Source organism: Actinomycetota bacterium (assembly GCA_036280995.1).
Taxonomy (GTDB): Bacteria; Actinomycetota; CALGFH01; order CALGFH01; family CALGFH01; genus CALGFH01.
This window is the reverse complement of record DASUPQ010000223.1, coordinates 1-13,189: the sequence shown is the minus strand read 5'-3', so window position 1 is coordinate 13,189 and position 13,189 is coordinate 1. Positions and strand designations below refer to the sequence as shown.

Genomic DNA, 13,189 nt, shown 5'->3' with positions numbered 1-13,189 from the left:
GTGGAGCCGGCCCGGGCAGGGGAGGGGACCCGGGCCCGGTCTGGCCGGCCGGGCCCGGGTGGGTCGCCGTGCCCTACCGGGCGTGGAGGGAGGGTGGAGGCACGGCGGACCGGTCGGTGGAGCGGTACTCGGCGGCGGCGGCCTGGAGGCGGCCGGCGGCGCCGCTGAGGTCGTCGGCGAGGACGCCGAGCTCGCTGGCCCAGCGGCTCCACAGGGCCTGGAACCGGTCGGCGAGGGCGGCGTCGCCGAGGGCGGCCCCGACCCCGCCGACGGCCGGGAGCAGGCTGCCGACCACCGAACGGACCTGGTCGGCGCTGGCCTGGAGCCGTCCGGCGGCTCGTTCCAGCTCGCTCGGGATCACCAGCAGCTCGGTCATCCACCTCACCCCTTCGCCAGCCAGTGGAAGCTGGCATAGACGGTAACAGACAGAGGCAAACGAAAGCAAATGAAGGGTAATGAGCGGCTAACGGCTCCCGGCCCATCAGCCACGGGCGGCGAACATCCCCGGTCCGGGGTGGATGCCCGAGTAGAATCTGGAGGGCTGCCGGCGGGGTGGGGCTGCCGGCCGTCACGCCGCGTTCCCGTCGTTCGGAGGACCCGCCATGCCAGGTCGCTTCGGCCGTGTGCTCACCGCCATGGCCACCCCGTTCAGCCCTGACGGCAACCTGGACGTCGACGGCGCCCAGCGCCTGGCCAGTCACCTGCTCGGCTCGGGCACCGACACCCTGGTCGTGGCCGGCACCACCGGGGAGTCGCCCACCCTGACCGCCGACGAGAAGGCCCGCCTGTGGGCGGCGGTCGTCGAGGTCGGCGGGGGCGACCGGGTCATGGCCGGCACCTCGACCTACTCGACCGCCGAGTCGGTCGAGCTCACCCGCCTGGCCGAGAAGGCCGGGGCGGGGTCGCTGCTGCTGGTCACGCCCTACTACAACAAGCCGCCCCAGTCCGGCCTGGTGGCCCACTTCTCGGCCATCGCCGGCGCCACCGGCCTGCCCTGCATGCTCTACAACATCCCCGGCCGGACCGCCTGCACCATCGAGGTGCCGACCATGGTCCGGCTGTTCGAGCGCCTCGACAACGTGGTCGCGGTCAAGGACGCGGTCGGGGACATGGCCGCGGCCAGCCGCCTGCACCGGGAGACCGGCGGCCAGCTCGAGCAGTACTCGGGCGACGACAAGAACCTCCTGCCGCTGCTCGCCGTCGGCGGGGTCGGGGTGGTCAGCGTGGCCGCCCACCTGGTCGGGCCCGCCCTCCAGGAGCTGGTCCGGGCCTTCGAGCGCGGCGACACCGCCGCCGCCCTGGACCTCCACCTGCGGAACCTGGAGCTGTTCGAGGGGCTGTTCGCCACCTCCAGCCCGATCCTGCTCAAGGCGTGCATGAACCTGCTCGGCCTGCCCGCCGGGCCGCTGCGCCCGCCGCTGGTCGACGCCACCCCGGAGCAGGTCGAGTTCGCCCGCGGCCTCCTGGCCGGAGTGGGACTGGAGCGGAATGACTGAGCTCGACCGCGGCCTCCAGCCGGCGGCGCCGGGGACGACCCGGGTCGCGTTCCTTGGCGGGCTGGGGGAGATCGGGCGCAACTGCGCGGTGGTCGAGGTCGACGGGGCCCGGCTGCTGATCGACTGCGGCCTGGCCTTCCCCGACGCCGACCAGCCCGGCGTCGACATCATCCTGCCCGACTTCGCCTGGCTGGCCGAGGAGCCGGAACGGGTCGTCGGGGTCGTCCTCACCCACGCCCACGAGGACCACATGGGGGCCCTGCCCTACTTCCTGCGCGACTTCGACGTGCCCGTCTACGGGACCAGGCTGTCGCTGGCCATGCTCTCGGCCAAGCTCGAGGAGCACCAGCTCAGCCCGTCACTGGTCGAGGTCGCGGCCGGCCAGCGGACCACCCTCGGCCCCTTCGACCTCGAGTTCTACGCCATGTCGCACTCGATCCCCGACGGCATGGCGGTCGCCCTGCGCACCCCGGCGGGCACGATCGTGCACACCGGCGACTGGAAGATGGACCTGACCCCGATCGACGGCCGCCCGACCGACCTGGGCGGCCTGGCCCGGCTGGCCGCCGAGGGGATCGACCTCCTCCTGTCGGACTCGACCAACGCCGAGCAGCCCGGCTTCATCGTCTCCGAGGTCGAGGTCGGCCGGGCCCTGGAGGACATCTTCGAGGCGGCCCGGCGCCGCATCGTGGTCGCCTGCTTCGCCAGCCACGTCCACCGGGTCCAGCAGATCCTCGACGCCGCCGCCCGCCTGGACCGCCAGGTCGCCCTGGTCGGGCGGAGCATGATCCGCAACATGCGGGTCGCCACCGACCTCGGCTACCTGCGCGTCCCGGCCGGGCTGCTCGTCCCCATGGAGGACCTCCAGTCGCTCGACCCGGCCCGCACGGTGGTGCTCTGCACCGGTTCCCAGGGCGAGCCGTTCTCGGCCCTCACCCTGATGGCCGGCCGCGACCACAAGTGGGTCCGGATCGAGCCCGGCGACACCGTGGTGCTGTCGTCCTCGCTCATCCCGGGCAACGAGGCCGCCGTGTACCGCACCATCAACGACCTGGCCCGGCTCGGGGCCGACGTCTACCACAAGGGCAACGCCCGGGTGCACGTCTCCGGCCACGCCGCCCAGGGCGAGCTGACCCTGCTGCTGGCCACCCTGCGGCCGCGCAACTTCCTGCCCGTCCACGGCGAGTACCGGCACCTGGCCCAGCACGCCCGCCTGGCCTCCTCGACCGGGGTGCCGCGCGAGAACATCCTCATCTGCGAGGACGGCGACGTGATCGAGCTCGACGGCGGCAAGGCCAGCCGGGCCGGCCAGGTCCGGGCCGGGATGGTGTTCGTGGACGGCCTCGGCATCGGCGACGTCGGCGACGCCGTCCTGCGCGACCGGCGCAAGCTCGGCGGCGAGGGCTTCGTGCACGTGCTCGTCACCATCGAGTCCCAGACCGGCAAGGTCCTGGCCGGCCCCGACATCGTGACCCGCGGGTTCGTCTACGAGCCGGAGTCCGGCGACCTGATCGAGGAGGCCAAGGCACGCGTGCTGGAGGCCCTGGAGCGCACCGCCGCCGACGGCGTCAACGACCCGATGATCATGAAGCAGCACATGCGCTCGGCCGCCTCGGCCCTGTTCAAGGAGCGCACCCAGCGACGCCCGGTCATCATCCCCACCGTGATGGAGGTGTGAGGGATGGCAAAGGCGCGAACCCGGCGACCACAGGCACAGCGACCCGCGCCCGCCCGGAGCCGGCGGCCGGCGGCGAAGAGCTCGGCCCGCACCACGCGGGTCGGCCAGAGCTCGCGCAAGGCCCTGTCGCCCCACAAGGGCGACATCCAGGGGGTCTTCCTGGTCCTGCTGGCCGTGGTCATGGCCCTCGGCATCTGGTTCGAGGACGGGGGCCGCCTCGGGGCGTTCATGGCCCTGCTGTTCCGCAACCTGTTCGGCTACGGCGCCTACGCGGTGCCGCTGCTGGTCGCCGGGCTGGCCCTGGCCCTGTTCTGGCGGCCGTCGACCAAGGACGACATGGTCGCCGGCCGGGTCACCATCGGGCTGCTGGCCATGCTCGTGGGCGGCCTCGGCCTGCTCCACCTGGCCAGGGGCGCCCCGCCGGCCGACTCGGCCCCGGCCGTCCTGCAGGACTCGGGCGGCCTGGCCGGCGCGATCGTGGCCGCCCCGCTGGCCCGGCTCCTGTCCACCTGGGGGGCCGGCGCCCTGTTCGCCTGCGTGCTGTTCCTCGGGACCCTGATCAGCACCCGGACCTCGGTGGCGGCCGTCGCCCGGGGGATCACCTCCATGGGCCGCCTCGCCGGGTCCACCCTGACCGCTCCGCCACGGCCCCCGCCGCCCCCGCCGGCCCCGCCCGAGGTGGTCGAGCCGGTCGACTCCGGCGAGGCTCCGCCCCGGCGCCGTGGCCGGAGGCGGCCCGAGCCGGCTCCCGAGCCCGACCCCGACGACACCATCGAGGTCGTCGTGGGCCCGCCGGGCGCCGAGGCCGGCAAGGAGGCTCCCGCCGGCGCCGAGGAGCGCGACGAGGCGGCCGCCCTCAAGGCCCCGCCGCCGCCCATCGCCCCGGCCGACCTGCCCGGGGCCGGGGACGCGGTCCAGCTGGCCATGACCCTCCAGGCCCGGGCGGGCGGCGCCTACACGACCCCGCCCGAGTCGTTGCTGCGCCAGGGCCACGCCCGCCCGGTCGACCCCCGGCGGCTGGACGAGACCCAGCGCATCCTGGAGAAGACCCTGGAGCAGTTCGAGGTCGACGCCAAGGTGCCCCGCTACACCCGCGGCCCGACCGTCACCCGCTACGAGGTCGAGCTCGGCCCGGCGACCAAGGTGGCCCGGGTGATCGGGCTGTCCCACGACATCGCCTACGCGCTGGCCTCGCCGGACGTGCGCATCATCGCCCCGATCCCCGGCAAGTCGGCGATCGGCATCGAGGTCCCCAACCGCGACCGGGAGCTGGTCACCCTCGGCGACATCCTCGACGCCACCGGCAAGGGCGACGACCGCCACCCCCTGACCGTGGCCCTGGGCAAGGACATCGGCGGCGAGCCCGTCCTCACCAACCTGGCCGAGATGCCCCACGTGCTGATCGCCGGGAGCACCGGGGCCGGCAAGAGCGTCTGCCTCAACGTCCTGGTGACCAGCCTGCTCATGCGCAACGCGCCCGACGAGGTGCGCATGATCCTGATCGACCCCAAGCGGGTCGAGCTGACCCACTACGAGAACGTCCCCCACCTGATCACCCCGGTGGTCACCCACCCCAAACGGGCCAGTGAGGCCCTGGCCTGGGCGGTCCGGGAGATGGAGCTGCGCCTGGAGACCCTGGCCATCGCCGGGGTCCGCAACATCGCCGCCTACAACAAGGCGGCCAGGGACGGCACCCTGCCGCCGCTGCCGTCGGCCGGCCTCGACGACGAGGGCCGCTCCGGGGGGCTCAAGGAGCGAAGCGGTAGCCCCCCGGTCGATCCCCCCCGGCAGCGCCCCACCCTGCCCTACATCGTGGTCGTGATCGACGAGCTGTCCGACCTGATGATGGTCGCCCCCCGTGACGTCGAGGACGCCATCTGCCGGATCGCCCAGATGGCCCGGGCGGTCGGCATCCACCTGGTGGTGGCCACCCAGCGGCCGTCGGTGGACGTGGTCACCGGGCTCATCAAGGCCAACATCCCCAGCCGGATCGCCTTCATGGTGGCCAGCGCCCAGGACTCGCGGGTCATCCTGGATGCCGGCGGGGCCGACAAGCTGGTCGGCCACGGCGACATGCTGTACCTGCCCGGCGGCACCTCCAAGCCGCGCCGGGTCCAGGGCGCCTTCATCACCGAGAAGGAGGTGGAGGCGGTCGTGGCCTACTGCAAGGCCCAGCAGCAGGCCGCCTACCAGCCGGGAGTGGTGGCCGAGGGCCGGGCCGCGTCCGAGGACGACGACGGCGACGAGGACCCGCTCCTCACCCAGGCGATGGAGATCGTGGTCCGCTCCGGGCTCGGCTCCACCTCGATGCTCCAGTCCAAGATGAAGGTCGGGTTCTCGCGGGCCCGCCGGATCATGGACCAGCTCGAGGAGCGGGGCGTGGTCGGGCCGTCGGAGGGCTCCAAGCCCCGCGACGTGCTCATGACCGTCGAGGAGCTGGAGCAGGTCCGCGGCCGCGAGGAAACCTACGGAGAAATCGTCTCCGAATAGGTTGCATGGGCCTCCGGGAGGGGTGAAAATCCGCTCATCTCACGAGGCGATTCTCCGCATTGCCCCGATATGGTCGGATGAAGGGGTGACCCCGGCTGAGCACCATCGGCGACGCGCTGCGCTCGGCTCGGGAAGCACAGGGCAAGTCGCTCGACGACGCCGCTGTCGCGACCCGGATCAGGTCGAGCTACCTGGAGGCCCTTGAGCACGAGCGGTTCGGCGAGCTCGGCGGGAGCGTCTACGCCAAGGGCTTCCTGCGCTCCTACGCCGGCTACCTGGGGATCGACCCGGCGCCGCTGCTGGAGGCCTACCGGGCCCAGGAGCGGCCGGAGGCGCCCCTGTTCGAGCACGCGCCCCGGGCCATCGGCGGGCTCCAGACCGGCCGCCGCGGCCCCAACTGGCTGATCGTGGCCATCGTCTGCGTCTCGGTCATCCTGCTCGTGTCCCTGTGGGGGCTGCTCCGGCCGGCGCCCGACCCGGCCGACGCCCAGCCGCCGTTCGTGACCACCCCGGCCACCAAGGCCCCCGGGGCCGCGCCGGCCCCGCCGACCACCAAGGCCGCCCCCAAGGACGTGACCGTCACCCTGCGCTACGCCGGCGCCTCCTGGACCCGGGTCACCGCCGACGGCCGGATCGCCTTCGAGGGCACCCCGGGGCCCCGCCAGCGCCGCACCTTCAAGGCCCGGCGCAGCCTGGAGCTGGTCCTCGGGTACCCGGCCGGGGTCCGGCTCACCGTCAACGGCCGCGACCTGGGCGTCGCCGACCGCTCCGGCAACATCTGGCGCCACTCCTTCACCCCGGCCAGCCGCTCGCTCGGCTAGCTACGCCGCTGCACGCGGCGCCGGGAACCCGCCGTCCTGACGTCCTTGTCACAAGCGCCGGATGATCGTGGTGACCCGCCCCAGCACGGTGGCCTCCCTCAGCGGGATCGGCGCGTAGGCGGAGTTCGCGGCCACCAGCCAGGCCTTGTCGTCCCTCAGCTCGAGGATCTTCAGAGAGGCAAGGTCCTCGTCACCATGGTCGCTCGGAAACAGCGCCGCCACGAGATCGCCATGGTGGGCCGGCTGCCTGGTGTCCACGACCGCCTGGTCGCCGTCATAGATGCCGAGCGCCACCATGCTGTCACCTCGCACCCGGAGCCCGTATTGGCCCGGACCGGCGAGCTCGGCGTCGACCTCCATCCTGTCCTCGTCCGGATAGAAGGTGCGGTCCGGTCCGGCTGGGATCGCTCCGGGCACGGGAAGGCTTCGCGGTGGCCGATCGGGGAGTCGCCACGGCCGCTCGCCCTGGAGGTCGCCCATGGGCTGGCTGGCACGGAGACCGCCGAGCCGTGCGCGCCGGCTCCGGAACCGGGCGAGATTGGTGACCCTGGTGTCGGTTGGCCCGACCGGGGCGAGCCCATAGACAGCCAAGATGGCGGCGTCGGTCGTGATCCGTGTGCTCCTGCGTCTTCGTGGGTCGAACTGGACGAGCCCGAGCTCTCGGAGCCGCCGTCGGTGCTGGCTCGCCGTTGACTTGGCACAGCCGAGGTTGCCGGCCAGCTCGTCGAGGGTCGGGGCGATTCCTTCGTTCTCGGTCCACCGACGATGGATCTCGACGAAGCGGCGGAGCTCCGGAGGCAGCCTGGGTTCGTCAGAACCCGCAGTCGTGTTCATCACGTCGATTAGAACACATGTTCGGTCTGCCATCAATGACACGAGGGGGAGCACCACGCTGTCCGCTCGGCTAGCCTGGGCCCCATGACCGACCAACCACGCCTCGCCCTGACCTTCGAGGACGTCCTGCTGGTGCCGCGGCGCTCCAGCATCCGCTCCCGCCGCCACGTCACGACCCGCTCCCGCTTCACCCGCGGGGTCGAGCTGGCCATCCCCATCGTCTCGGCCAACATGGACACGGTGACCACCGCGCCCATGGCCATCGCCATGGCCGAGCTGGGCGGGCTCGGCGTCCTCCACCGCTTCCTGCCCGTCGACGCCCAGGCCGAGGAGGTCCGGCGGGTCAAGCGCTACCTGGGCCAGGTGATCGAGCAGCCCTACACCATCGGCCCCGAGCGGACCGTGGCCGAGGCCGCCGCCGAGGCCAGACGCCTGGGCGTGACCGGCCTGGTGGTGGTCGACCCCGAGCGCCGCCCGGTCGGCCTCCTCACCGCCCGCGACATGCGCGCCGACGCCGGCGACACCGTGGCCGCGGCCATGACCCCGGCCGAGCGGCTGATCACCGCCCGCCCCGGCATCGACCTGGACGAGGCCCGCAAGCTGCTGGACCGCCACCGGATCGAGAAGCTGCCCCTGGTCGGCGACGACGGCCGGCTGGCCGGCCTGATCACCCTTCGCGACATCGGTCTGCGCGAGCGCCTGCCCCAGGCGACCCGCGACGGCCGGGGCCGGCTCCGGGTGGCGGCCGCCGTCGGCGTGCGCGGCGGCTACCTGGCCCGCGCCCAGGCCCTGCTCGACGCCGACGTGGACGCCCTGGTCGTGGACGTCGCCCACGGCCACGCCGACCACACCATCGACGCCGTCAAGGAGCTGAAGGCGACCTGGCCGGACAGCCAGATCGTGGCCGGCAACGTGGCCACCGCCGACGGCTTCCGCGACCTGGCCGAGGCCGGCGCCGACGCCGTCAAGGTCGGCATCGGCCCCGGGTTCGCCTGCACCACCCGCCAGGTCGCCGGCGTCGGCGTCCCCCAGCTCACCGCCATCCTCGACTGCGCCGAGGTCGCCCAGGCCACCGGCGTCCCCCTGATCGCCGACGGCGGCATCCGCCACCCCGGCGACGTGGCCAAGGCGATCGCCGCCGGGGCCAGCACGGTCATGATCGGCGGCCTGTTCGCCGGCCGCCCCGAGAGCCCCGGCGAGGTCGTCCGCCGCGGGGGCCGCGAGTACAAGGTCTTCCGGGGCATGGCCTCCCTCGGCGCCGCCGCCGCCCGCCTCGAGATCGAGGGTCGCGGCGACGCCCTCGACCAGTACGTCCCCGAGGGCGAGGAGATGGAGTTCCCCCTCAAGGGCCCCGTCGCCGGCATCGTCCACGAGCTGGTCGGCGGCCTCCGTTCGGGCATGAGCTACGTCGACGCCACCACCATCCCCGAGGCCTGGGAGAAGGCCACCTTCGTCCGCCAGACCCAGTCGGGCCGGCTCGAGGCGAGACCGGGTTCGCCGGACGGGTGAGCCGTCCCGGTGATCCACGCGGGGTCGCCGGCGGCTGAGCCGTGGCGGTGGTTCGCGATCCGCGCGGGTCGCCGCCGGCGAGCCGTTCGGACGCCGGGTCGGGCGTCCCCAACCCGGCACGGTGGTATTCGGCCCTATGCACTCGCCTGGCACGGTCCTCAGCCCCCGCGTGCGAACGGGCATCCTTCGCCACCCGGCCCCGCGGGCATGCTCGACCCCGCCCGCCGGTGCCGGGTCCCGGGGCGCGCTCCAACCTCGCCCGCCGGTGCCGGGTCCCCGGTGGGGGAGCGTAGCCGACCCGCGAGCGGGAGCGCGTCGGGTTGTCCACAGCCCCTCCCGGCCCTTGCCCGACCCGCAGGCGGGAATGCGTTGCCCACAGCCCCTCGACGGGCGGCTCGTGCTCGCCGTCCGCTCGAGCGGACCGCCTCACAGGCGCGGTGACTGGTAGCGTCATGGCGAGCATTCGCCAGCCACAGGAGCCCCGGTGCCCGAACCTGACCCCGCCCCGCCGACGACCGTGGCCATCGTCACGCTCGGCTGCGGGCGGAACGAGGTCGACTCCCAGAACGCGGCCGGGATGCTGGCCGCGGCCGGGTACCAGGTGGTTGACGACCCCGAGCAGGCCGACGCCGTGGTCGTCAACACCTGCGCGTTCGTGGAGGCGGCCAAGCGCGAGTCGATCGAGACGGTCCTGGACGCGACCGCGCTGAAGGAGCAGGGCCGGGCCCGGACGGTCCTGGTCACCGGATGCCTGGCCGAGCGCTACACCGAGGAGCTCCGGATCGAGCTGCCCGAGGCCGACGCCATCGTGCCGTTCGCCGACTACGGACGGCTGCCCGACCTCCTGGGCGGGGTCCCGGTCGGCAACGGAACCACGTCCGGCGCCCCCGGAAGGCCCCTCGGCGCCCCAGGCGGCAACGGAACGACCCTCCGCCCCCCGCTCCCCGGCGGGCCCGGCGGCCTCGTCCCGGCGGGGCGGCGGGCGCTGCCGATGGTGTTCCCGACCCCGACCGGGTTGGCGTTCCCGGCCCGGGCGCCCGCCCGTGGGCCGGTGGCGCTGGTGAAGCTGGCCGAGGGCTGCGACCGCGACTGCTCGTTCTGCGCCATCCCGTCGTTCCGGGGACCGTTCCGCTCCCGGCGGCCCACCGAGGTCCTCGACGAGGTGGCCTGGCTGGCCGGCCAGGGCGTCTCCGAGGTCTGCCTGGTGGCCGAGAACTCGACCAGCTACGGCAAGGACCTGGGCGGCCGTGAGGCCCTGATCCACCTGCTCCGCGACCTGGCCGCCATCGACGGCCTGCGCCGGGTCCGGCTCAACTACCTGCAGCCGGACGAGCTCACGCCCGGGCTGCTCGAGGAGATGGCCGCCAACCCGGTGGTCTGCAGCTACTTCGACCTGTCCCTGCAGCACGCCAGCGCGCCCGTGCTGCGGCGCATGCGCCGCGGCGGCTCGGCCGGGGCCTTTCTCGACCTGGTCGGGCGGATCCGCGCCCTCGACCCGGACGCCGCCTTCCGCTCCAACTTCATCCTCGGCTTCCCGGGCGAACGCACGGCCGACGTACGCGAGCTGGAGGCGTTCCTGGAGGCGGCCCGGCTCGACTGGGTGGCGTTCTTCGCCTGGTCGCCCGAGGACGGCACCGCCGCCCTCGACCTGGACGGCCGCGTCCCCGCCGCCACCGCCCGGGCCCGGGTCGAGCGGGTCCAGGAATTGCAGGACCGCATGCTCGCCGATGCCCAGCAGGCCTGGGTCGGCAGGCGGCTCGAGGTGCTGGTCGAGCGGGCCGGCGACGGCGGCGCCTGGGAGGGCCGCAGCTTCCGCGAGGCCCCCGACAGCGACGGCGTGGTCCGGATCGAGGGGACGCCCGAGGTCACGGTGGGGGAGTACCTGCCGGTCGTGGTCACCACCGCCGAGGGCCCTGAGCTTCTGGCCCGGCCCGCCGGGTAGCATCCTCGCGGTCGTCGATCGCAAGGAGCGAGCGTGCGCTGCGAGATCATCGGGGTCGGCACCGAGCTGCTGCTCGGCCAGATCATCAACACCAACGCGGCCTGGATCGGCCAGCGCCTGGCCGACGTCGGCTGGGACTGCCTGCGCCACACGGTGGTCGGGGACAACGAGCGGCGCATCGCCGAGACGGTCACCGAGGCGCTCGGGCGGGCCGACGCGGTGATCCTGACCGGCGGGCTGGGCCCGACCCAGGACGACGTCACCCGGGAGGCGCTGGCCGCCGTCGCCGGCGTGAAGCTGGTGCGCCAGCCGGAGCTGGAGACGTGGCTGCGCGAGCGGTTCGGCCGCATGGGCGTCCAGCGGATGGCCGAGATGAACCTGCGCCAGGCCGACGTTCCCGAGGGCGCCCGCACCATCGACAACCCGAGGGGAACGGCCCCGGGGCTGATCCTCGAGGTCGGCGGCAAGCCGGTCTATGCCGTGCCCGGGGTCCCCCGGGAGATGGAGGGCATGCTGGAGCGGGTGGTCCTGCCCGACCTGGCCGCCAGGGCGGGCGAGGGGCGGGCGATCGTCTCCAGGACGCTGCGCACCGCCGGGGTGGGGGAGTCGCGCCTGGCCGAGCGGCTCACCTCCCTGTGGGAGGAGGCCGGGGCCGGCGAGGTCACCATGGCCTATCTGGCCAGCCCCGGTGAGGTCCGGGTCCGGCTCACCGCCGTCGGCCCGACGCGTGAGCAGGCCCTGGGCGAGATCGCCCCGGTCGAGACGAGGATCCGCGAGGAGCTCGGCGACATCGTCTACGGCGTCGACGACGAGACACTGGAGGCCGCCGTCGGCCGCCTGCTCCGCGAGCGCGGCCTCACCCTGGCCACCGCCGAGTCGCTCACCGGCGGCCTCCTCGGCGGCCGGATCACCGGGATCGCCGGCGCGTCCGACTACTACCTGGGCGGGGTGGTCGCCTACGCCACCGACGCCAAGGCGTCCCAGCTCGGCGTCGACCGCGACCTGCTGGACGCCGACGGCCCGGTCAGCGAGCCGGTCGCCGCGGCCATGGCCGAGGGTGCCCGCAAGGCCTTCGGCGCCGACCTGGGCCTCGCCGCCACCGGCGTCGCCGGTCCCACCGAGCAGTCCGGCCGCCGGGTCGGCACCCTCTGCCTCGGGGTCGCCGACCCCACCGGCACCGTCACCCAGACCCTCACCGCCCCCGGCGACCGCACCCAGGTCCGCCTCTGGACCTGCTCGGTCGCCCTCGACCTGGCCCGCCGCCGCCTCGAGGGCCTGGCGTGAGCCGGGGCGACCGGTCCCGGCGGGGCTCGGGCGACCCGACCGTCACCGACCCGGACCTGCTCACCGGGCGGCTGTTCTTCGCGGTGCCGGTGCCGGGGGCGGCCCGGGAGCCGCTGGAGGCCGCCCTGCCCCGGCTGGCGCCGCTGCTCGGCACCGCCCGGATCGCCCCGCCGGGCGGCTGGCACCTCACCCTGGCGTTCCTCGGCCAGGTGCGGCCGGAGCTGGCCGACGAGGTCGTCCGGGTCGGCGAGGCCGCCGTCGCCGGCGTCCCGACCGCCCGGCTGCGGCTGGAGGGCGCCGGCACGTTCCCCGAGGGGCGCCGGGCCAGGGTGCTGTGGGCCGGCATCGGGGGCGACGCCGAGGTCCTGGTCCGCCTGGCCGCCGCCCTCTCCGAGGCCTGCAAGGCCGCCGGCCTGCGCTCCGAGGACCGGCCGCTGATGCCCCACCTGACCCTGGCCCGCTTCTCCACCCCGGTCCCCGTCGCCCAGGAGGCCCTCGACCTCGTCGCCGGCGCGGCCGCCGCCAGCCCGCCCTGGGAGGCGCGCGAGCTGGCCTGCTACCGCAGCACCCTCGGCGGCCCCCGGGGCGCCCGCTACCGGGTCGTCCGCGAGTTCCCGCTCACCGGGTAGATCGCAACGACCAGGACGAACGCGGTTCGCGGGAAGAGTTGTCCCCAGTTCCGGATATGATCGTTGTACCGAACAGGTGTTCGTAGTACGGTGCTCGCCGACTCCGAACGACCAGGGCCGCCGACTTCGGAAGGGACTGTGATGGCCGCGACCTATACTGCCCGCAACGACGGCATGCGGGGAGGGACCGTGGAACGCGAGAAGGCACTTGAAGTCGCCTTGCTCCAGATCGAGAAGCAGTTCGGCAAGGGCTCGGTCATGCGCATGGGCGTGGACGGCCCGGCCGACCCGGTCCAGGCCATCTCGACCGGCAGTCTCGCCCTCGACCTGGCCCTCGGCATCGGCGGGGTGCCGCGCGGCCGCGTGGTCGAGATCTACGGTCCCGAGGCCTCGGGCAAGACGACCCTGGCCCTGCACATCATCGCCGAGGCCCAGAAGGCTGGCGGCATCGCCGCCTTCGTCGACGCCGAGCACGCCCTGGACGTGACCTACGCCCGCAACCTCGG

The 13,189-nt window shown here is 74.1% G+C and carries 11 protein-coding genes; 9 read left to right on the top strand and 2 right to left on the bottom strand.

Going from position 1 to position 13,189, the window contains the following annotated elements; translation table 11 throughout:
• Nucleotides 1–73: 73 nt before the first annotated feature.
• Entirely contained in the window at nucleotides 74–376 is a 303-nt protein-coding gene (locus VF468_07115) for a WXG100 family type VII secretion target (GenBank protein HEX5878076.1), read from the bottom strand.
• Between the two features lie 226 nt (nucleotides 377–602).
• Here VF468_07115 and dapA point away from each other — a divergent pair, with 226 nt between their 5' ends.
• The 4 genes from dapA (at nucleotide 603) to VF468_07095 (ending at nucleotide 6,485) form a co-directional block, all read left to right on the top strand.
• Nucleotides 603–1,496 carry a 4-hydroxy-tetrahydrodipicolinate synthase gene (gene dapA, locus VF468_07110; protein ID HEX5878075.1) on the top strand — a complete coding sequence of 298 codons (894 nt, stop codon included), beginning with the start codon at nucleotides 603–605 and terminating at the stop codon, nucleotides 1,494–1,496.
• Nucleotides 1,489–3,174, top strand: a complete 1,686-nt coding sequence (locus tag VF468_07105) for a ribonuclease J (GenBank protein ID HEX5878074.1) — start codon at nucleotides 1,489–1,491, stop codon at nucleotides 3,172–3,174. Before dapA ends, VF468_07105 begins: the two co-directional genes overlap by 8 nt.
• 3 nt (nucleotides 3,175–3,177) lie before the next feature.
• Complete coding sequence (locus VF468_07100; protein ID HEX5878073.1) at nucleotides 3,178–5,664, top strand: DNA translocase FtsK 4TM domain-containing protein; 2,487 nt, start codon at nucleotides 3,178–3,180, stop codon at nucleotides 5,662–5,664.
• A gap of 407 nt (nucleotides 5,665–6,071) precedes the next feature.
• On the top strand, nucleotides 6,072–6,485 hold the full coding sequence (locus VF468_07095) for a DUF4115 domain-containing protein (protein HEX5878072.1): 414 nt from the start codon (nucleotides 6,072–6,074) through the stop codon (nucleotides 6,483–6,485).
• A 48-nt stretch (nucleotides 6,486–6,533) separates the two neighbouring features.
• Here the strand turns inward: VF468_07095 and VF468_07090 are convergent, their stop codons facing one another.
• Nucleotides 6,534–6,965 (bottom strand): S24 family peptidase, encoded by a 432-nt coding sequence (locus tag VF468_07090; protein ID HEX5878071.1) that lies wholly within the window; start codon nucleotides 6,963–6,965, stop codon nucleotides 6,534–6,536.
• Nucleotides 6,966–7,403: 438 nt separating this feature from the next.
• Between VF468_07090 and guaB the strand changes: the two genes are divergently transcribed.
• From guaB to VF468_07065, 5 genes are all read left to right on the top strand, one after another.
• Complete coding sequence (gene guaB / locus VF468_07085) at nucleotides 7,404–8,828, top strand: IMP dehydrogenase (protein ID HEX5878070.1); 1,425 nt, start codon at nucleotides 7,404–7,406, stop codon at nucleotides 8,826–8,828.
• Nucleotides 8,829–9,312: 484 nt separating this feature from the next.
• Entirely contained in the window at nucleotides 9,313–10,770 is a 1,458-nt protein-coding gene (rimO, locus tag VF468_07080) for a 30S ribosomal protein S12 methylthiotransferase RimO (GenBank protein ID HEX5878069.1), read from the top strand.
• A gap of 33 nt (nucleotides 10,771–10,803) precedes the next feature.
• Nucleotides 10,804–12,054 (top strand): competence/damage-inducible protein A, encoded by a 1,251-nt coding sequence (locus VF468_07075; protein ID HEX5878068.1) that lies wholly within the window; start codon nucleotides 10,804–10,806, stop codon nucleotides 12,052–12,054.
• Complete coding sequence (gene thpR / locus VF468_07070) at nucleotides 12,051–12,683, top strand: RNA 2',3'-cyclic phosphodiesterase (GenBank protein ID HEX5878067.1); 633 nt, start codon at nucleotides 12,051–12,053, stop codon at nucleotides 12,681–12,683. Before VF468_07075 ends, thpR begins: the two co-directional genes overlap by 4 nt.
• Nucleotides 12,684–12,857: 174 nt before the next feature.
• The coding region (locus VF468_07065; GenBank protein ID HEX5878066.1) for a DNA recombination/repair protein RecA at nucleotides 12,858–13,189 on the top strand (332 nt) is incomplete at its 3' end.